Source organism: Sphingomonas sp. (assembly GCF_030145815.1).
Classification (GTDB): Bacteria; Pseudomonadota; Alphaproteobacteria; order Sphingomonadales; family Sphingomonadaceae; genus Sphingomonas.
In genome coordinates, this window is the sequence record NZ_JAIXHL010000003.1 from 29,808 (window position 1) to 48,108 (window position 18,301).

Consider the following 18,301-nt stretch of genomic DNA (forward strand, 5'->3'; position numbering starts at 1 on the left):
TTCGCGCGGGTTGGCCGGGGCCGGGATTGCGGCGTGTAGGTCCGGGCAAGGCGAGTCGGGGGCGCATCGACCAGTTTATGCGCTTTTTGGGGGTTTGTAGGAAAGCCCTGATCATTGTTGACGGCGCATCCCGGCTGGCGCGGGTCCGGCGCTAGTCGATCATTGCTTCGACAGTCTCGTGCGGATAAATCGCAAACTCGCGATACAATCGAAAGTGCGCTGTATCTTCCAATCTGACCGGTTGAATACCGAACTCGTCCACCTGCCACAGATCGGCGTCAGGCAAGGCCATCAAAATGGGCGAATGCGTCGCCATGATGATCTGACTTTTGTTTCCCCGCTGTAGCCTACGGAGCAGCTTCAGAAAATCGAACTGGCGCTGTGGGGATAGAGCGGATTCGGGTTCATCGAGTATGTAGAGGCCTTGGCGGCTCAATCGCTCCTCGAAAAAGGACATGAAACCTTCGCCGTGGGACGCAGACAAATAGTCCGCCATGGGGGAGCCAGATTCATCCAGATAACGAGCGACCGAGAAAAAGGTCTCGGCCCTGAAGAACCAGCCCTGTTTGACTTGGGGTAGCCATGCCGCGCGAAGCCGGGCACCAAGTGCTCCGGCGTCGGACCCTGACGATGTCGCTGCTTCGATTGCGTGCATCCCCGGACCACCGCCCGCCTCATTGAACCCCGCATTTTGCGCGATCGCCTCAAGGATCGTCGATTTTCCCGTGCCGTTCTCGCCCACGATGATGGTCACAGACTTTTCGAAGCGAAAGTCAAAGCCCCCGTTGCGGATTAATGGGAGTGTGAACGGATAGACGTCGCGGGTAGCCCCCTCGTCGCCGCCCTCCGGCGGCAGCCAGATGTGCCGCAAGAAGGGTGGCGGGAGTTCGGTGTCGCGTCGCTTGGCCATGGGGCCAGGATAGCCTTCCTAGGGCGACCGGCAATGGCTGCTTACTTGCTGAGGATATCGATTACCCGTTCCGTCAGCCATGCCTTGTCCGCCGGCCGCGCGAAGCTGTGGCTGTCGGTTGGGCAGGTGGTCAGGGTTGCGGTGCTGCGGGCTGGGCCGAAGGCGGTGCTCTTCCAGTGGTCGGTGAAGGCGAGGGCGGTGTTGTCGCGTTCGGCGAGCAGGATCGTTACCGGCACCTTGGCCGCCGCGAGCGATGTGGCTAGGCGGGCGGGGAGGCTGGTTGGGGGTTGAGACTGTTTCACCGATGCCTTGGCCAAACCGCTGATTAGCTTGCGAATGTTGACGCCGCCGGTGAGCAGGCGGAGAAGTTCGCGGGGGCTTTTCAGCTTTTCGAGATAGCGCGAGCGGATCGCGGCGGCGGGGGGCAGGTCGTTGCCTTCGGCGCTGGGCTCGATCGTCCAGGGGTTGGTGAGGATCAGGGCATCGATCGGTGCCTGTGCGTGGAACAGGATCAGCGCGCTGGCGGCGTCGCAATTGCCGAAGGCGACGATGCGGGTGAGATGGGGGGCTTCGCGGCGGAAGGCGGCGGCGGCTTCAGAGATGTCCTGCGCTGTCGATTCGAAGCCGTTGTTTTCGCCCGATGAATCGCCAATGCCGCGGCGGTCGTAGCGGAATACCGGATGTCCGGCGGCGGCGATGGTGGCGGCGAGTTCGACCATGCCGCGATGCGCGCCGATGCGGATTTCATTTCCGCCCGAGACGATCAGCAGGCCGGTGGTGCCGGGCGCTTCGTCAAGCGTCGCGGCGAGTGTTTCGCCGGCGCAGGGGAAGTGCGTCAGGCGGCGCATGTGGCGATCCACTCTGCGATATCGTCTGCCACGGCCTGGGCGAAAGCGAGGTCGTTGTCGGGCTCGGCGCGGCGCCAGAGCGGGGTGCCTGGGAGCTTGGCGTCGGCGGGCTTGGCTTCGGTGGCGAGGCGGACGGTGCGGGTTCGCTCGGCTGACGGCGTGGCGTCGCTGAGCTGGGCGAGCAATGTGGGGCCGACCAGATTGCCGGCGAGTTCGACCGGGTCGGTGGCGGTGTCGAGGCTGGCGGGATCGAACGGCTCCCCGGATTCGCGAGCCGATGCCTGGCGCGCGCGGATCAGTTCGCGGCGCAGATCGGCTCCAGTCATGGGGGAGAGGTAGGTGCGAGCGGTGACGCTGGCGTCGCTGTCGAGCAGGGCGCCGCTGCGGATGGCGAGGGTGAAAGCGGGCGTGTTGAGGCTGGAGACTGCTGCGGCGAACCCTGCGCGGAGTTTGGCGAGATCGGTCTCGTGGGTCGGCAACAGGCTTTCGCCCTGACCGGGCAGGTCGGGCAGTGCTCCGGCGATGCCGCGATCGGCCAGCGCGCGCAGGATCGTCACCGCGAAGGCGCGGGTGCGGTTGGCTTCTTCGAACAGGGGGAGCGCGACGACCACGACCGGGCCGGTATCGGGGCCGAAGCGGAGCATCGCTTCGCGGCCGCCGGGCCAGTCATAGGCGTCGACGCGGATCAGATGAGCGCCTTGGACGCGGCGAACTGAACCAGCGCACCGAAGGTCTCGAGCATGTCGCCATCGACCTCATCATCGTCGATGATGATGCCGAGGCGATCCTCGATCTCGGTCAGCACGCCGGCGACGGCCATCGAGTCGAGCTCGGGGAGCGCGCCGAACAACGGCGTCGCCTCGTCGAAGGTTGCGGCGCGCGCGGCGTCGATGCCCAGCACGTCGCGCAGCACACCGCGCACGGTTTCTTCGACTTCACTGTATCCGTCAGGCTGCACGGCCCAAATTCCCCGGTTGTTTTGGCGCCCGTTACGCGCTGGACGCGGCGATGCCAAGTGCTGCACCTGCTAAGCGATAATAGACACTGGATCGTTAACCGATGCGGGATATGCAGGCGCGATGGTGGAACTGGACCCTACACCCAATCCGATCGATGCGCTGACGACGCGCGGTGCGCCTGACGCCGTGGCGCTGGAGGATCGTGCGGGGACGCTGAGCTATGCCGAGCTGGAGGGCGCGGTGGCGGCGCTGGCGTGGTGGTTGCGCGGGCAGGGGCTGGAGCCGGGGGATCGCGTTGCGACCTGGCTGCCCAAGACGCGGCATGCGTGTGTGATGCCGCTGGCGGCGGCGCGGGGGGGATTCGTGCATGTGCCGGTCAATCCGGTGCTGAAGCGCGCGCAGGTGGCGCATATTCTGGCCGATAGCGGGGCGCGGCTGTTGCTGACTCAAGGCGCGCGGGCGGGGACGCTGGAAGAGGGCGATGTGCCAGCAGGGTGCCGCGTCGTGTTCGATGCCGACGCGCCGCTGGCGGGCGAGGGGCTGGCCTATTCCGCGCGCGATCCGAATGGGTTGGCGGCAATCCTCTATACTTCCGGCTCGACCGGGCGGCCCAAGGGGGTGATGCTGAGCCATGCCAATTTGTGGCTCGGCGCGATCAGCGTGGCGCATTATCTGAAGGTGACGCCGGACGACCGCGTGCTGGGCGTGCTGCCGCTGAGCTTCGACTATGGGCAGAACCAGCTGCTGTCGACCTGGGCCGCTGGCGGTCGTGTGATCCCGCTGGATTATCTGACCGCGCGCGACGTCATCAAGGCGATGGACCGGCATGACGCCACGACCATTGCGGGGGTGCCGCCGCTGTGGACGCAGCTGCTGGAGGCCGATTGGCCGGTCGAGGTCGCGGCGAAGCTGAAGCGGCTGACCAATTCGGGCGGGGCGCTGACGATTGGCATGGTGCGCGGGTTGCGGGCGCGGTTTCCGCAGGCCGCACTGTATCCGATGTATGGGCTGACCGAGGCGTTTCGGTCGACCTATCTCGATCCGTCGCTGGTGGACGCGCATCCGGAGTCGATGGGACGGGCGATCCCCTTTGCCGAGATCATGGTGGTGCGGTCCGATGGCACGCGCGCCGATCCGGGCGAGGCGGGGGAGCTGGTGCATGCCGGGCCGCTGGTCGCGCAAGGCTATTGGCAGGATGCGGAGCGGACCGCGTTGCGGTTCAAGCCTGCTCCGGCGGAGTCCAGCTATGGCGGGATGGCGGTGTTTTCGGGGGATACGGTAGTCGAGGGCGCGGACGGGCTATTGCGGTTCGTCGGGCGCGATGACGAGATGATCAAATCCTCGGGCAACCGGATCAGCCCGACCGAGGTCGAGGAAGCGGTGCTGGCCGGGGGCGAGGCGCGCGAGGCTGTCGCGCTGGGTGTGCCCGACGCGCGGCTGGGGCAGGCGGTGGTGGTGATCGCGGTGGCGCGGGGTGAGGCAGAGGCGGCTGAGGCGGCATTGCGCGAGCGGTTGCGACGCGAGTTGCCGGCGTTCATGCAGCCGGCGCGCTATGTGTGGCGCGAGGATTTGCCGCGCAATGCGAACGGGAAGCTCGACCGGTCGGGCCTGAAGGCGGAGATGCTGGCATGAAGCCGATGGGGCCGATCCCCCCCTATTTTGCGGGGCAGAGCGGGGAGTTGCGGATCGCCGGGCGCGCGACGCATGACTGGGTGGCGCAGGCGAGGACGCCCTTGTTCGTCTATGACACGGCCATCGTGCGGGAGCGGATCGGGCAGTTGCGCGCGGCGCTGCCGCATGCCGTCGAGATTCATTTTGCGATCAAAGCCAATCCCTTGCCCGCGTTTCTGGCAGCTGTGGCGCCGCTCGTCGGTGGGCTGGACGTGGCGTCGGGGGGCGAGCTGGCAACGGCGCTGGCGGTCAAGGATGCGGGGCACATCAGCTTTGCCGGGCCGGGGAAGCGCGATGTCGAGCTGGAGGCGGCGATTGTTGCCGGGGCGACGCTGAACCTGGAGTCGGAGGGCGAGGCGGATCGGGCGCTGGCGATCGGCGAGCGCTTGGGCGCGACGCCGAAGCTGGCGGTGCGGGTCAATCCGTCGTTCGAGCTGAAAGGTTCGGGCATGAAGATGGGCGGGCGGCCTTCGCCGTTCGGAATCGATGCGGTGCGGGTGCCCGATCTGGTCAAGCGGCTGATCGCTGCGGGGGCGGACTGGCGCGGATTTCATATCTTTGCGGGATCGCAGGCGCTGGACAGCGAAGCGATCTGCGAGACGCAGGCGGCGACCGTCGGGCTGGCGCGCGAGCTGGCCGAGGCGGTCGGGACGAAGGCGCCGCTGGTGAATATCGGGGGTGGGCTGGGTGTGCCCTATTTCGCTGGTGATACGCCGGTGGACATCGGGCTGGTCGGCGCGCGGCTGGCTGAGGTGCTGGAGCCGGATCAGGCCTATGCGATCGAGCTGGGGCGGTGGATCGCGGCGGAGTGCGGCGTGTATCTGACGCGGATCGTCGACCGGAAAGTGAGCGGGGACGAGACGTTTCTGATCTGTGACGGGGGATTGAACCACCAGCTCGCCGCTTCGGGCAATTTCGGGACCGTGGTGCGGCGCAACTATCCGATTGCGATTGTCGGGAAGATGGGTGCGGAGGCGACGGAGACGGTTTCGGTCGTGGGGCCGCTGTGTACGCCGCTGGATCGGCTGGGTGACAAGGTCGCGCTGCCGGAGGCGCAGGTGGGTGATCTGGTCGCTGTGTTCCTGGCCGGGGCGTATGGCGCGAGTGCGAGTCCAGCTGGCTTCCTGGGCCACGGACCCGCAACAGAGATCGTCGCCTAAACCATGACGTCACGCCGCCAGCTGCGGCGTTCCTAACGCAATCTTTACCTCCCACCGCCATAGCAAAGCGGTTGTTCGTGTCATGGCCCCGGGACGCCGAGGCCGCGCGGGCGTCAGGAGGTTCGATTGTGATGCGTTTGGGACATGCCGGCAAGAAGTTGGCGCTTCCGCTGATGATGGCGGTGGCGCTTTCGGGCTGTATGGGCGGCGGGAACCGGCCGGAGCTGCCGCCGACCGCATTCGTCGCGAGCCGCGAGGGGCCGGGCGAGGAATATGTCATCGGCCCGCTCGACACGCTGCAGATCTTTGTCTGGCGCAACCAGGAATTGTCGGCCGAGGTGCAGGTGCGCCCCGATGGCCGCATCACCACGCCGCTGGTGAGCGACATGCCGGCGGTGGGCAAGACGCCCGCGATGCTGGCCGACGACCTGAAATACGCGCTGGGCGAGTATATCAAGGATCCGATCGTGTCGGTCGTGGTCAAGAGCTTCTCGGGCACGTTCAGCCAGCAGGTGCGCATCGTCGGTGCGACCGAAAAGCCGGCGTCACTGCCCTATCGCGCCAATATGACACTGCTCGACGCGATGATCGCGGTGGGTGGCCTGAGCGAATTTGCGGCGGGCAATCGTGCGCGGCTGGTCCGCTACGACAAGGCTTCGGGCAAGCAGCGTGAATATAAGGTGCGGCTGTCCGATCTTCTGAAGAATGGCGACACCAGCGCGAACGTCCGGCTGGAGCCGGGCGACGTGATCATCATTCCCGAAAGCATGTTCTAACCAGACGGAGACCGCCCGGTGGGGGGATTGTGGGACGAGATCAGGACGGCACTTCACGGCGTGTGGCAACGCCGGTGGATCGCCGTGGCCGTCGCCTGGGCCGTATGCCTGGCGGGCTGGCTGGTCGTGTCGCAAATCCCCAACCAATATGAGAGCCGTGCGCGCATCTTCGTGCAGCTGCGCTCGATCCTGCCCGGCGAGGGGATTGCGACCCAGCAGGAGCAGCAGAAGGATATCGACCGCGTCCGCACGACGCTGGCGAGCGCGACCAATCTGGAAAAGGTGGTGCGCGGCACCGACCTCGCCAACACCGTCGCCACCGACCGCGATGTCGCGGACCGGGTGGCGGGGCTGCAGAAGAAGATCAAGATCACCGCGCAGCAGGACAATCTGTTCGAGATCACCGCGACCGCGGACAGCGGCAAATTGTCGCGCACCATCGTCCAAAAGCTGATCGACATTTTCGTCGAGGACAATCTCGGCACGATCCGCGACGAGGCGAGCCAGTCGCTCCAGTTCCTCGACCAGCAGCTCGCCCAGCGACAGAAGGCGTTGCAGGAGGCCGAGGCCAAGAAGGCGGATTTCCAGGATCGGTATCTGGGGTCGCTGCCCGGCACCGGCACGCTGTCCGAGCGGCTGTCGGCGGCGCGGACGCAGCTGGCGCAGGTCAATCAAGAGCTGGCGGCGGCGCAGAGCGCGCTTGCCGCCGTGAATGGCCAGATGGCGGGGACATCGGCGACGGTGGCGGGCGCGGGCGGCGGCGGCGTTGCCGGACCGGCACGCGCGCGGCTGTCGGCGATCCAGGGGCAGTTGGCCGAGGCGCGGGCGCGCGGCTGGACCGACAGCCATCCCGACGTGATTGCGCTGAAGAGCCAGTTGTCGGCGGCGCAAAGTGCTGCGCGCAACGAACCGGTTTACTCGGGCGGCGGTGGCGCGAGTGCCAACCCGCTGTATCTGAGCTTGCGCGCGATGCAGGCCGACAAGTCGGCGCAGGTCGCCGCGCTGACCAACCGCAAGGCGCAGATCGAGGCCGATATGGCCGCGATCGACGCGAAGATCGCGGGCGATCCGGCGGCGGCGCAGGAACAGGCCGAGATCGACCGCAACTATCAGGTGCTCAAGGCGGCGTATGACAAGCTGCTCGCCGATCGCGAGCAGGTGAAGCTGCGCAGCCAGGCGGCGGGGCAGGCCGACGCCGTCAAGTTCAACGTGATCGATCCGCCGACCGCACCGCGTTCGCCGACCGCGCCCAACCGGCCGCTGTTGCTGACGGGCGTGCTGATCGTCGGGCTGGGTGCCGGTCTGGCCGTGGCGTTCGGCCTGAGCCAGCTGGCGGGGACATTCCCGACCACGGCACGGCTGGAGAAGATGAGCGGGATGCCGGTGATCGGATCGATCGGCGAAGTTGTGACGGCCGCGCAGACCGCGCTGCGCCGCAAGCGGCAGCAGATGTTTGCCGCGGCGACGGCGGGGCTGGTGGTCGCATGGGTGGCGTTGCTGGGGCTGGAAATGCTCCAGCGCGGCATGAGCGCGTGAGGGACAGGCGATGAACGACCAGACTCCCAAACGCCTTGGCGGATCGCTGGTGGAGCGGGCGGCGGCGCATCAGGCGTTCGTCCAGCGCCAAGCTGCGCAGCAACATGCTCCGGCGCAGCAGGCGGCGGCTCCGGCTCCCGTTACTCCCCCGGTGGCCAAGCCGCGCCATGACATTCCGGTGTTCGGCGCGGTCGAAGCGCCGCGTGCGCCGCTGGTCCGGCCCGAGCCCGTCGCGGTTGCGCAGCCGGTGCAGGAGCCGAGCGCGCGTCGGCGCGTGGCGATCGATCGCAAGAAGCTGGCCGAGCATGGCATGCTCGTCCCCGGCGCGACCGTCACCGCGCTTGCCGAGGAATTCCGGCTGGTGAAGCGCCAGCTGCTGACCACCGCGCGGCAAATCCGTGCGGGCGGGGGTGAGGGGGCGGACGATCGGTCGCGGATGATCCTGGTCTGTTCGGCCAAGCCGAATGACGGCAAGACCTTCTGCGCGATCAACCTGGCGCTTTCGCTGGCGGCGGAGAAAGATGTCGAAATCCTGCTGGTCGACGCCGATTTTGCCAAGCCCGATGTGCTGGCGCGGCTGGGTGCGACGGACGGTCCCGGGCTGCTCGATGCGCTGTCGGGTGGCGTCAAGAATGTCGAGGACTGCATCATCGACACCGATGTGCCGCAGCTGTCGGTCCTGCCCGCCGGTACGCGCAGCGTTGCCGATACCGAATTGCTTGCCAGCGAACGGGCGCACGCGATCCTCGACGGACTGGCGGCGGCCAATCCGCGCCGCATCGTGATTTTCGATTCGCCCCCGATCCTTGCCGCATCGCCCGCCAGCGCGCTCGCCAGCCATGTCGGTCAGGTGATGCTGGTGGTCCGCGCCGACCGCACGCGCGAGAATGAACTGCGCGACGCCGTCGGCCTGCTCGACGGGTGCGACCATATCCAGTTGTTGCTCAACAGCGTTTCCCTTCAACCCAATGGTCGCCGGTTCGGGAGCTATGGCGCCTATTATGGGGAGCCCGACCAATGAGGTTGTTCGCCGCGGCGCTGGCCGCCACCACGCTGATCGCCGCGCCTGCGCTGGCGAAGGACAAGAGCAAGTCGATCACCCCTTATGTCGATGCGGGCCAGGTGCTGGTCGCCGACCTGTCGGGCGGGGGCGAGGTGCTGACCTACTCCACCGTCGGTGCGGGGATCGATGCGTCGATCCAGACGCGCCGAGTCGAGGTGCAGCTGTCGTACAAGTACGAACGCCGCTTCGACTATCAGAAGCCGGTTGCCGATCAGGATACGCATAGCGGCTTGGCGCGTGCGGCGGTGAAGGTCGCGCCCGGATTCACGGTCGAGGGCGGCGCGCTGGCGACGCGGGCGCGCAGCGACATTCGCGGCGATGCGCCGACCAATCTGGCGGGCAATGTCCGCAATGTGAGCCAGGTCTATTCGGTCTATGGCGGGCCGACGTTCCATACCGGCAACGGTCCGGCGAGCGTGAGTGCGGCCTATCGTTTCGGCTATACCAAGGTCGAGGCGCCGACGATTTCGTCGATCGATCCCGCGGCGCCGGCGGTCGATGTGTTCGACAGCTCGACCAATCATCTGGCGCAGGTGCGCGCAGGGGTGAAGGCGGGGACGATCCTGCCCGTGGGGCTGAGCGTCGCGGGTGCGTGGCAGCGCGAGGAGATGAGCCAGCTCGACCAGAAGTTCGACGGCAAGTATGGCCGCGTCGAGGCGGTGCTGCCGATCGGTCGCGGGCTCGCGGTCGTGGGCGGTGTCGGTTACGAGAAGATCGAGATCACGCAGAAGGACGCGCTCCGCGACGGGACCGGCGCGATCGTGCGCGATGGGGCAGGGCGGTTCGTGACCGATCCGGCATCGCCGCCGCGCATCGCGTACGAAATTGAGGGCATCTTCTGGGACGCGGGCGTGCTGTACAAGCCCAATGCGCGGCTGATGCTCGAGGCGCGGGCGGGGCGTCGGTACGATTCGATGAGCTACACCGGGTCGCTGCAGTGGCAGATTTCGCGCCGTTCGGGATTGCAGGTCGGCGTATATGATTCGGTGCAGAGCTTTGGCCGTCAGCTGGCGAGCGATCTTGCCGCACTGCCGACCAGCTTCAACGTGCCGACCGATTCGTTCGGTGACCAGTTCGATGGCTGTATCTTCGGCGACAGCGGCAGCGCGGCGGGCGGGTGCCTGACCAATGCGCTGGGTTCGGTGGCGAGCGCCAACTATCGCGCGCGTGGCGTCACGGGCGTGCTGGCGATGAACTCGGGCCGCACCACGCTGGGGCTGGGCGCGGGCTATGCCAACCGGCGCTATCTGGTCCCGGCGGGTAGTTCGGTGCTGGCCGGGAGCAGCGACGACACTTACTATGCCCAGCTGTTCGCGTCGCGCGCGCTGGGCGGCCGGTCCGGGGTGAACGGCAATATGTTCGTCAACTATTATCAGAGCAGCATCGCCGGGGCGCCGGGCGTGTTCGGCGGTGGCGCGGCTGGATCTTATTATCATAATTTCGGGCCGCTGAGCGCCGTGGCGTCGGTCGGCATCTCCAGCTTCGAGGTCGATGGCGAGGGCAGCAGCACCCAGGCACAGGCGCAGCTTGGCCTTCGCTACGGTTTCTGAAGGTTTTTGGTCCAGGGATGGCAGGATGTACGACGACCATTACGGACTGAGCGGGCGACCGTTCCAGCTGACGCCGGATCCGGCGTTCTGGTTCGATACCGCCACGCACAAGAAGGCGATGGCCTATCTCGGCTATGGCGTGAGCCAGGGCGAGGGGTTCATCGTCATCACCGGCGCGCCCGGCGCGGGCAAGACGACGTTGGTCGGTCACCTGATGGAGACGATCGACCCCGAGCGGCTGCACGTCATCAAGATCGTCACGACCCAGGTCGAGGCCGAGGACCTGTTGCTGATGGTCGCGGCGGGGCTGAACATCGACGGGACGCATCTGGCCAAGGCGCAATTGCTCGCGGCGATCGAGAAACAGCTGCACGCGGTGGCGCGGCAGGGGCGGCGGACGCTGCTGATCGCAGACGAGGCGCAGGCGCTGCCGCTGGAGAGCCTGGAGGAGCTGCGCATGCTCTCCAATTTTCAGGCGGGTGGCTATCCGCTGTTGCAGATCTTCCTGCTCGGCCAGCCCGAGTTCCGCGCGCGCCTGTCCGATCCGCGGCTCGATCAGCTGCGCCAGCGGGTGATCGCGATGCATGCGCTCGACCCGATGGGCGCGGATGAGTTGGAACCCTATCTGATCCACCGCCTGTCGTGCGTTGGGTGGCGGGGCAAGCCGCGCTTCACCAATGATGCGGTGGCGGCGATGTATCGCTGGTCGGGCGGCATTCCGCGCAAGGTCAACCTGCTCGCGGGGCGCGTGCTGCTGCTGGGCGCGATCGAGGAGATTACGAGCTTTACCGGCGCGGACGTCGAGGCGGTGATTGCCGATCTGGAAGGCGATCTGTCGGGGGCGATGCCGCCCTCCGCGCCCGCGCGTTCGGCTCCGGTTCCGGCACCACCCGAGGTTGCACAGACCGCGCGCGAGGCGCTGCGGCGCGAGGTTTCGGCTCCGGCCGCGCCTGCGGCAGCCCCTGCGCCTGCACCGGCTCCGGTCATTGATGCCGATCTGGCGGCGCGCTTCGCAAAGCTGGAAGCGCGGATCGAGGAGCAGGATGCGGCGCTGCGCCGCGTGCTGACGCTGATGGTCGATTTCATCGAGGTCGAGGATGCCCGGCCGACGCGGCGGGGAGCCGCTGCCTGACGATGATCGCCAACGCCCTTTCGGTCGATGTCGAGGACTGGTTCCAGGTCGGCGCGTTCGAGACCGTGATCGCCCGCGACGACTGGGCGTCGCTCGAGCATCGCGTCGAGGCGAATACCGACAAGGTGCTGGCGCTGTTCGGCGAGGGGGGTGTCAAGGCGACGTTCTTCACGCTGGGCTGGGTGGCCGAGCGCTATCCCGCGCTGATGCGGCGCATCGCCGATGCCGGGCATGAGGTGGCGAGCCATGGCTGGGACCACCAGCGCGTGTTCACCATGGGGCCGGAGCAGTTTCGCGCCGATATCGGACGCGCCCGCGCGGTGCTGGAGGACGCGACCGGGCAGAAGGTGAGCGGGTATCGCGCGCCGAGCTTCTCGATCGACGTCCGGACCCCCTGGGCGCATCAGGTGCTCGCGGAGGAGGGCTATGCCTATTCGTCGAGCGTCGCGCCGATTGGGCACGACCATTATGGCTGGGCCGATGCGCCGCGCCGCGCCTATCGCCCGGTGGCGGGGAGCGATCTGATCGAATTGCCGGTGACCACCGCGCGGTTCCTGGGGCGCGAAGTGACCACTGGTGGCGGGTTTTTCCGTCTGTTGCCGGGCAGCGTCGTGCAGGGGGCGATCCGCGCGATGAACGCAGGCGGCCAGCCAGCAGTGTTCTATTTTCATCCATGGGAGGTCGATCCGGGCCAGCCGCGCGTCGAGAATGCGCCGCTCAAGTCGAAGCTACGGCATTACAGCCGGCTGGGCGCGATGGCGGGGAAGTTGCGGACGCTGTTCGCGGGGCATCGCTGGGACCGCACGGACCGGGTAGCGGCGGAAGAGGCGGCGTTGCTCGACGCGGCTCCGGTGCTGGAGGTGGCGGCATGAATGCGCCGATGCTGGCCCGCCCGATGACGCTGCGCGTTGCCGATCTGACCGATACGATCGATCGTGCGCGGATCGGTGCCTATGTCCATGAGCATCGCGATGCGACGCCGTTTCACCTGCCCGCGTGGAGCGCGGCAGTGGCGAAGGGGTGTGGGCAGCGCGCGCATTATCTGGTCGCGGAGCGCGGCGAGCGTGGGATCGTAGGCGTGATGCCGCTGACCGAACTGCACTCGCCGCTGTTCGGGCGAGTGCTGGCATCCGCCGGGTTCGGCGTGGGCGGTGGTATTTTGGCCGACAAGCCGGTGGTGGCCGAGGCGCTGGCCGAGGCGTGCTGGGCGCTCGCCGAGCGGCTGAGCTGTCCGAGCGTCGAGGTGCGCGGCGGGCCGCGGCCGGGGCTGGAATGGACGGTGGACGACAGCCATTATGTCGGCTTTGCCCGTCCGCTGGCCGAGGATGACGATGCCGAACTGCTCGCCATACCGCGCAAGCAGCGCGCCGAGGTGCGCAAGGCGCTGGACATCGATCTCGACATTTCGGTTGGGCGCGATCCTGCCGATGTGGCGGCGCATTATGCCGTTTATGCGGAATCGGTGCGCAATCTGGGTACGCCGGTGTTTCCGCGTGCACTGTTCACGGAAGTGTTGCAGGAATTTGGTAGCGCAGCCGATGTGCTGGTTGTGCGGCGTGAGGGTAAGGCGGTGTCCGCTGTGTTGAGTCTCTATTGGCGGCGGACGGTGTTTCCCTATTGGGGTGGCGGCACGGCGGAGGCGCGCCGGTTGCGCGCCAATGACCGCATGTATTTCGAACTGATGCGCCATGCGCGGACCCGCGGCTGCACGCGGTTCGATTTCGGTCGGTCTAAGGTCGGCACCGGGGCGGCGGCGTTCAAGAAGAATTGGGGTTTCGAGCCGCAGCCGCTGACCTATTACGACCGCGTCGCCGATGGCGCGGCGATCCGCGATGCTAATCCGCTCAACCCCAAATACCGGCTGCAGGTCGCCGTCTGGAGCAAGCTGCCGCTGGCCATCGCCAATCGTGTCGGGCCGTGGATTTCGCGGGGGCTCGGCTGATGGGCGATATCCTGTTCCTCGCGCATCGCGTGCCGTTTCCGCCCGACCGCGGCGACAAGATCCGCGCGTTCAACATCATCCGCTACCTGAGCGAGCGCAAGCGCGTGCATCTGGTGGCATTTGCCGACGATCCCGCTGACCTCAAGCGCAAGTCGGGCCTCGCCAAGCTGACCGGCAACCGTCAGATCGTGTGGCGCAGCAAGCCGCAGGCATGGGCGGGCGTGCAGTCGTTGCTGTCGCATCGTCCCGTTTCGCTGACCGCATTCGACAATGCCGAGGTGCATCGCGCGGTTGAATCGATGCTGGCGCGGCATGCGATCGACACGATCTACGTCTTTTCCAGCCAGATGGCGCAATATGTGCCGCTGCGCCCGCGTCAGCGCGTGGTGATGGATTTTGTCGACATGGATTCGGCCAAGTTCGCGAGCTATGGCGCGACCAGCCGCGGCTTCGCAGGCTGGATGATGCGGCGCGAGGCACAGCTGCTCGGCGCGCACGAAAAGGCGATCGCCGCGCGCGCCGATGCGAGCCTGTTCGTCAGCGAAGAGGAGGCGGAGCTGTTCCGCGCGCGCACCGGGGCCCAGCGGGTCCATGCGGTGTGCAACGGCATCGACACCAGCATTTTCGATCCGGGCGCGCAGTTCAAGCGTATCGATACGATGGGCGAGCTGATCGTGTTCACCGGCCAGATGGACTATCGCCCGAATATCGAAGGGGTGACCTGGTTCGTCGAGACGATCCTGCCGCATATCCGGCTGCGCCATCCCAATGCGCGCTTTGCCATTGTCGGGCGCAAGCCGACCGACGCGGTCAAGGCGTTGGCCAAGCATCCGGGCGTTACCGTAACCGGCGAGGTGGCGGATGTCCGCCCATGGCTGCAGGCGGCGTCGGTCGTCGTCGCGCCGCTCAAGCTGGCGCGCGGGGTGCAGAACAAGGTGCTGGAGGCAATGGCGATGGCGCGGCCGGTCGTGGCCTCTGCCGCGGCGGCGACTGGCATCGACCATGGCGGCACGATCGAGGTCGGTGAGACCGTGGGCGAGATTGCCGACGCCGTGAACCGCATCCTTGCCGATCCGAAAACCGGCGCCGAGTTCGGTGCGCTCGCGCGGCAGCGGGTGATCGATCACTATAGCTGGGACGCGCGCCTGTCGGTTCTGGACGACATTGTCGGGCTGCGTGGGCGCAACGACCGGCGGCTGGACCGTCCGGCGGCGGCTTGAACGTGGCGAGCGCGGCGATGCCCGTGGCGGCGACGCCCCTGTTCGATGCGCGCTGGCAGCGGCATGCCGCGATGCTGGCGGGCGTATGGGCCGTGCTGTTGCTGCTGTTCCGCGGCGATGTCGGCGATCTGGCCGCGATTTATTGGACCAATACGACGTTCGGCCATTGCCTGTTCGTGGCGCCGGTCGTGGGTTGGCTGGTGTGGCAGCGTCGGGCCGACCTCGCCGAGGTGCGGCCCGATGCCTGGTGGCCGGGGCTGATTGTCGTCGCGGGTGGCGCGGGGGCGTGGCTGCTCGGCGATGCGGCGGGCGTGGCGCTGTTTCGGCATCTTGGCCTTGTGGTCATGCTGCAGGGCGCGGTGGTCGCTTTGCTCGGGCCCAATGTGGTGCGGGCGCTGGCGTTTCCGCTGGCGTACATGATCTTCCTCGTGCCGTTCGGGGAGGGGCTGGAAAAGCCGCTTCAAGATCTGACCGTTGCGATTTTGGTGCCGCTGCTCGACCTGTTCGGGGTGCCGGCGCATGTCGATGGCGTGCTGATCACAACTCCTAATGGCTATTTCGAGGTGGCCGAGGCGTGTTCGGGCGCGAAGTTCGTGATTGCGATGATCGCGTACGGCGCACTGGTGGCGAACGTCTGCTACACCAGCTGGGCGCGGCGGGTGGCGTTCATGGCCGTAGCGCTGATCGTGCCGATGCTGGCCAATGGCGTGCGCGCGTTCGGGACGGTTTATGCCGCGTATCTGACATCGGTCGAGGCGGCGACGGGGTTCGACCATATCCTCTATGGCTGGGTATTCTTTGGCGCGGTGATGGCGGGCGTGCTGGCGATCGGGTGGAAGTGGTTCGACCGCGATCCGGATGCGCCGTGGTTCGATCCGGCCAAGCTGCAGGCGCGCTGGCCGGGGAAGGCGCAGATGCCGGCGGTGGTGGCGCTGGTGGCTCTGACGATTGTCAGCCTGTTCATGGCCTGGGCGGGGGTGATCGCCGCGCGCGCCGATACGCTGCCAGCGAAGGTCGTCGCGCCGCAGGTGGCGGGGTGGACGCAGGTTCCGTTGAGCACCCGCGCGCTGTGGAAGCCCAACTTCCCCGGCGCGGACCATTTCGTGATGACGCGCTATTCCGACGGCATGGGGGCGCAGGTCGATCTGGTGATCGCGGTCTATGCCAGCCAGCGCGAGGGCAAGGAGCTGGTCGGATTCGGGCAGGGCGCGATCCGGGAGAATGACAGCTGGGTGCGGATCGAGGATCTGCCCGAGCTTGAGGGCGGGAGTGCGTTGCGGATGACGGCTCCGGGACCGGTCGAGCGTGAGGTTGTGACGTGGTATCGCGTTGGCGATGCGGTGACCGGAAGCCCGTCGCGAGTGAAGGCGGAGACGCTCAAGGCGAAGCTGCTCGGCGGACGGCAGCGCGCGGTGGCGGTGATGGTGTCGGCGGAGAAGGGCGACCTTCCGACCCGCGCAGCGATCAAGCGGTTTCTGGGCGCGATGCCGCCGGTGGATGTGCTGGCGGATCGGGCGGCGGGAGTCGATTGAGCGGCAAGTTGTGGGGTTCGCCCTTGCGCCTCTCCGTCATCCCCGCGAAAGCCGTGCGACGGAACCGGGCGGGGAACGACTGACTGATGTGCGGCATAGCTGGCCTTTACTATCCCGGAACGCCCAAGCCGGTGGAGCCGGCGCGGGTGCGGGCGATGACCGATGCGCTGGTGCATCGCGGGCCGGACGGGGCGGGCGTGTGGACCGGGCCGGGCGTTGGCCTGGGGCATCGGCGGCTGTCGATCATCGACCTGTCGGGCGGTGGTCAGCCGATGGCGACGCCGGAGGGCGATGTCGTCGTCAGCTTCAACGGCGAAATCTATAACTTTCAGGAGGTGCGCGCCGAGCTGGAGGCCAAGGGCGCGGTCTTCGTCAGCCAGAGCGATACCGAGGTGCTGCTGCATGGCTGGCGGGCGTGGGGGCCGGGGATGTTGTCGCGGCTCAACGGCATGTTCGCCTTCGCGCTGTACGACGCCCGCAAGCAATCGCTGCTGCTCGCCCGCGACCGGATGGGGGTGAAGCCGCTCCATTATGCCGAATTGTCCGACGGCGCGGTGGCGTTCGCGTCCGAGATCAAGGGGCTGCTGGCGCATCCGCTGTTCCGGCGGACACCCGATTTTACCGCGGTCGAGGATTTTCTGGGGCTCGGCTATGTCCCCGACGATGCGAGCGTGCTGGCGGGGGTGAAGAAGCTGCCGGCCGGGCATTATCTGTTGCTGGAGCGGGGCAAGCCCGTGCCCGCGCCGGTCAAATGGTGGGACATCGACTTTTCGCAGCGGGCCAAGGGATCGGCACGCGATCTGGAGGCGGAGTTGATCCACCATCTGCGCAGCGCGGTGCGCTCGCGGATGATAGCGGACGTGCCGCTGGGTGCGTTCCTGTCGGGCGGGGTGGATTCGAGCGCGGTGGTCGCACTGATGGCCGAAGCGAGCCGGGCGGCGGTCAAGACCTGTACCATCGGGTTCGACGAGGCGGGCTATGACGAGACGGCGCATGCCGCGCTGGTGGCCGAGCGGTTCGCGACCCAGCATCGGGTGAAGACCGTCGCGGCGGACGATTATGCGCTGATCGACACGCTGGTGCATCATTTCGACGAGCCGTTTGCCGATGCGTCGGCGCTGGCGACTTATCGTGTGTGCGAGCTGGCGCGGGAGAGCGTGACGGTGGCGCTGTCGGGCGATGGCGCGGACGAGGCGCTGGCGGGCTATCGGCGGTACAAGTTCCACGCGGCGGAGGAGCGGGTGCGCGCGGTGCTGCCGGCATCGGTGCGCGGCATGTTCGGAGCGCTGGGGCGGGTCTATCCCAAGGCGGACTGGGCGCCGCGCCCGCTGCGCGCGAAGACGACGCTGCTGGCGTTGGCGGATGAGGGCGGGGCGGCCTATGCCAAGGCGGTTGGGGTGACCACGCCGGCGGTGCGCAGCGGGCTGTATACCGATGCCGCGCGGGCGGCCTTGGGCGGGCATCGTGCCGAGACGCGTTATGTCGAGACGATGCGCGAGGCTCCGGCGCGCGACGGGCTGGACCGGGCGCAATATGCCGATTTCAAGCACTGGTTGCCCGGCGACATCCTGACCAAGATGGACCGGACCAGCATGGCGGTGAGCCTGGAGGCGCGCGAGCCGCTGCTGGATTATCGCTTCGTCGAGTTTGCCGCGACCTTGCCTGCGTCGATGCGGATCCGGGGCGGGCAGGGCAAGTGGCTGATGAAGAAGGCGCTGGAGCCATATCTGCCCAAAGAGGTGCTGTACCGCCCTAAAATGGGGTTTGTGACGCCGGTTTCTGCCTGGTTCCGCGCGGCGCTGGCGGATGAGGCTGCGGGGCTGGCGCGATCGCGCGTCTTGGCCGGCAGCGGGTGGTTCGAGCCCAAGGCGATCGCGCGGCTGGCGGAGGAGCATCGCAGCGGGCGCGCCGAGCATGGGCGGACGCTGTGGCAGTTGATGATGCTGGAGCGGAGTTTGGCGCGGTTGTTTCCATGACCCGTCGCCCCAGCCTTTGAGCCGGG

The 18,301-nt window shown here is 67.3% G+C and carries 16 protein-coding genes; 12 read left to right on the forward strand and 4 right to left on the reverse strand.

All coding sequences use genetic code 11. The annotated features are described in order from the left end of the window. Nucleotides 1–151 precede the first annotated feature (151 nt). From KYX69_RS03200 to KYX69_RS03215, 4 genes are read right to left on the reverse strand one after another with little or no spacing between them, the layout of a single operon-like run. Entirely contained in the window at nucleotides 152–910 is a 759-nt protein-coding gene (locus KYX69_RS03200; protein ID WP_300493637.1) for an AAA family ATPase, read from the reverse strand. Between the two features lie 41 nt (nucleotides 911–951). Next, complete coding sequence (locus KYX69_RS03205) at nucleotides 952–1,758, reverse strand: hydrolase 1, exosortase A system-associated (RefSeq protein WP_300493639.1); 807 nt, start codon at nucleotides 1,756–1,758, stop codon at nucleotides 952–954. Continuing rightward, nucleotides 1,746–2,402 carry a hypothetical protein gene (locus KYX69_RS03210; RefSeq protein WP_300493641.1) on the reverse strand — a complete coding sequence of 219 codons (657 nt, stop codon included), beginning with the start codon at nucleotides 2,400–2,402 and terminating at the stop codon, nucleotides 1,746–1,748. The genes KYX69_RS03205 and KYX69_RS03210 overlap by 13 nt, the downstream gene beginning before the upstream one ends. A 41-nt stretch (nucleotides 2,403–2,443) precedes the next feature. Next, entirely contained in the window at nucleotides 2,444–2,716 is a 273-nt protein-coding gene (locus KYX69_RS03215) for an acyl carrier protein (protein ID WP_300493643.1), read from the reverse strand. 121 nt (nucleotides 2,717–2,837) lie between these two features. Here KYX69_RS03215 and KYX69_RS03220 point away from each other — a divergent pair, with 121 nt between their 5' ends. The 12 genes from KYX69_RS03220 (at nucleotide 2,838) to KYX69_RS03275 (ending at nucleotide 18,275) form a co-directional block, all read left to right on the forward strand. After that, the gene (locus KYX69_RS03220; protein ID WP_300493645.1) at nucleotides 2,838–4,349 is read left to right on the forward strand and encodes an acyl-CoA ligase (AMP-forming), exosortase A system-associated; all 1,512 of its coding nucleotides are present in this window, start codon (nucleotides 2,838–2,840) and stop codon (nucleotides 4,347–4,349) included. After that, a complete protein-coding gene (locus tag KYX69_RS03225; RefSeq protein ID WP_300493648.1) occupies nucleotides 4,346–5,548 on the forward strand; it encodes a pyridoxal-dependent decarboxylase, exosortase A system-associated in 1,203 nt (400 codons plus the stop codon). The genes KYX69_RS03220 and KYX69_RS03225 overlap by 4 nt, the downstream gene beginning before the upstream one ends. A 131-nt stretch (nucleotides 5,549–5,679) precedes the next feature. Beyond that, complete coding sequence (locus KYX69_RS03230) at nucleotides 5,680–6,324, forward strand: XrtA/PEP-CTERM system exopolysaccharide export protein (RefSeq protein WP_300493650.1); 645 nt, start codon at nucleotides 5,680–5,682, stop codon at nucleotides 6,322–6,324. Between the two features lie 18 nt (nucleotides 6,325–6,342). After that, nucleotides 6,343–7,860, forward strand: a complete 1,518-nt coding sequence (locus tag KYX69_RS03235) for an XrtA system polysaccharide chain length determinant (RefSeq protein ID WP_300493653.1) — start codon at nucleotides 6,343–6,345, stop codon at nucleotides 7,858–7,860. A gap of 10 nt (nucleotides 7,861–7,870) precedes the next feature. Beyond that, nucleotides 7,871–8,881 carry an AAA family ATPase gene (locus KYX69_RS03240; RefSeq protein WP_300493654.1) on the forward strand — a complete coding sequence of 337 codons (1,011 nt, stop codon included), beginning with the start codon at nucleotides 7,871–7,873 and terminating at the stop codon, nucleotides 8,879–8,881. Beyond that, nucleotides 8,878–10,473 carry a hypothetical protein gene (locus tag KYX69_RS03245; RefSeq protein ID WP_300493657.1) on the forward strand — a complete coding sequence of 532 codons (1,596 nt, stop codon included), beginning with the start codon at nucleotides 8,878–8,880 and terminating at the stop codon, nucleotides 10,471–10,473. Before KYX69_RS03240 ends, KYX69_RS03245 begins: the two co-directional genes overlap by 4 nt. A 25-nt stretch (nucleotides 10,474–10,498) precedes the next feature. Next, nucleotides 10,499–11,605 (forward strand): AAA family ATPase, encoded by a 1,107-nt coding sequence (locus KYX69_RS03250; protein ID WP_300493659.1) that lies wholly within the window; start codon nucleotides 10,499–10,501, stop codon nucleotides 11,603–11,605. Between the two features lie 2 nt (nucleotides 11,606–11,607). After that, nucleotides 11,608–12,477 (forward strand): XrtA system polysaccharide deacetylase, encoded by an 870-nt coding sequence (locus KYX69_RS03255; protein ID WP_300493661.1) that lies wholly within the window; start codon nucleotides 11,608–11,610, stop codon nucleotides 12,475–12,477. Next, nucleotides 12,474–13,547: a FemAB family XrtA/PEP-CTERM system-associated protein gene (locus tag KYX69_RS03260; RefSeq protein ID WP_300493663.1), complete on the forward strand. Its 1,074-nt coding sequence runs from the start codon at nucleotides 12,474–12,476 to the stop codon at nucleotides 13,545–13,547. Before KYX69_RS03255 ends, KYX69_RS03260 begins: the two co-directional genes overlap by 4 nt. After that, the gene (locus KYX69_RS03265; RefSeq protein WP_300494184.1) at nucleotides 13,547–14,767 is read left to right on the forward strand and encodes a TIGR03087 family PEP-CTERM/XrtA system glycosyltransferase; all 1,221 of its coding nucleotides are present in this window, start codon (nucleotides 13,547–13,549) and stop codon (nucleotides 14,765–14,767) included. The genes KYX69_RS03260 and KYX69_RS03265 overlap by 1 nt, the downstream gene beginning before the upstream one ends. 71 nt (nucleotides 14,768–14,838) lie before the next feature. Continuing rightward, nucleotides 14,839–16,299: an exosortase A gene (xrtA, locus tag KYX69_RS03270; protein ID WP_367280179.1), complete on the forward strand. Its 1,461-nt coding sequence runs from the start codon at nucleotides 14,839–14,841 to the stop codon at nucleotides 16,297–16,299. A gap of 86 nt (nucleotides 16,300–16,385) precedes the next feature. Further along, the gene (locus KYX69_RS03275; protein ID WP_300493664.1) at nucleotides 16,386–18,275 is read left to right on the forward strand and encodes an XrtA/PEP-CTERM system amidotransferase; all 1,890 of its coding nucleotides are present in this window, start codon (nucleotides 16,386–16,388) and stop codon (nucleotides 18,273–18,275) included. Nucleotides 18,276–18,301: the final 26 nt, after the last annotated feature.

Excerpts from the sequence above, each read along its gene's own strand:
- KYX69_RS03200 (WP_300493637.1), bottom strand. The coding sequence starts at position 910 with ATGGCCAAGCGACGCGACACCGAACTCCCGCCACCCTTCTTGCGGCAC.
- KYX69_RS03205 (WP_300493639.1), bottom strand. The coding sequence starts at position 1,758 with ATGCGCCGCCTGACGCACTTCCCCTGCGCCGGCGAAACACTCGCCGCG.
- KYX69_RS03210 (WP_300493641.1), bottom strand. The coding sequence starts at position 2,402 with ATGCTCCGCTTCGGCCCCGATACCGGCCCGGTCGTGGTCGTCGCGCTC.
- KYX69_RS03220 (WP_300493645.1), top strand. The coding sequence starts at position 2,838 with ATGGTGGAACTGGACCCTACACCCAATCCGATCGATGCGCTGACGACG.
- KYX69_RS03225 (WP_300493648.1), top strand. The coding sequence starts at position 4,346 with ATGAAGCCGATGGGGCCGATCCCCCCCTATTTTGCGGGGCAGAGCGGG.
- KYX69_RS03230 (WP_300493650.1), top strand. The coding sequence starts at position 5,680 with ATGCGTTTGGGACATGCCGGCAAGAAGTTGGCGCTTCCGCTGATGATG.
- KYX69_RS03240 (WP_300493654.1), top strand. The coding sequence starts at position 7,871 with ATGAACGACCAGACTCCCAAACGCCTTGGCGGATCGCTGGTGGAGCGG.
- KYX69_RS03245 (WP_300493657.1), top strand. The coding sequence starts at position 8,878 with ATGAGGTTGTTCGCCGCGGCGCTGGCCGCCACCACGCTGATCGCCGCG.
- KYX69_RS03250 (WP_300493659.1), top strand. The coding sequence starts at position 10,499 with ATGTACGACGACCATTACGGACTGAGCGGGCGACCGTTCCAGCTGACG.
- KYX69_RS03255 (WP_300493661.1), top strand. The coding sequence starts at position 11,608 with ATGATCGCCAACGCCCTTTCGGTCGATGTCGAGGACTGGTTCCAGGTC.
- KYX69_RS03260 (WP_300493663.1), top strand. The coding sequence starts at position 12,474 with ATGAATGCGCCGATGCTGGCCCGCCCGATGACGCTGCGCGTTGCCGAT.
- KYX69_RS03265 (WP_300494184.1), top strand. The coding sequence starts at position 13,547 with ATGGGCGATATCCTGTTCCTCGCGCATCGCGTGCCGTTTCCGCCCGAC.
- xrtA (WP_367280179.1), top strand. The coding sequence starts at position 14,839 with ATGCTGGCGGGCGTATGGGCCGTGCTGTTGCTGCTGTTCCGCGGCGAT.
- KYX69_RS03275 (WP_300493664.1), top strand. The coding sequence starts at position 16,386 with ATGTGCGGCATAGCTGGCCTTTACTATCCCGGAACGCCCAAGCCGGTG.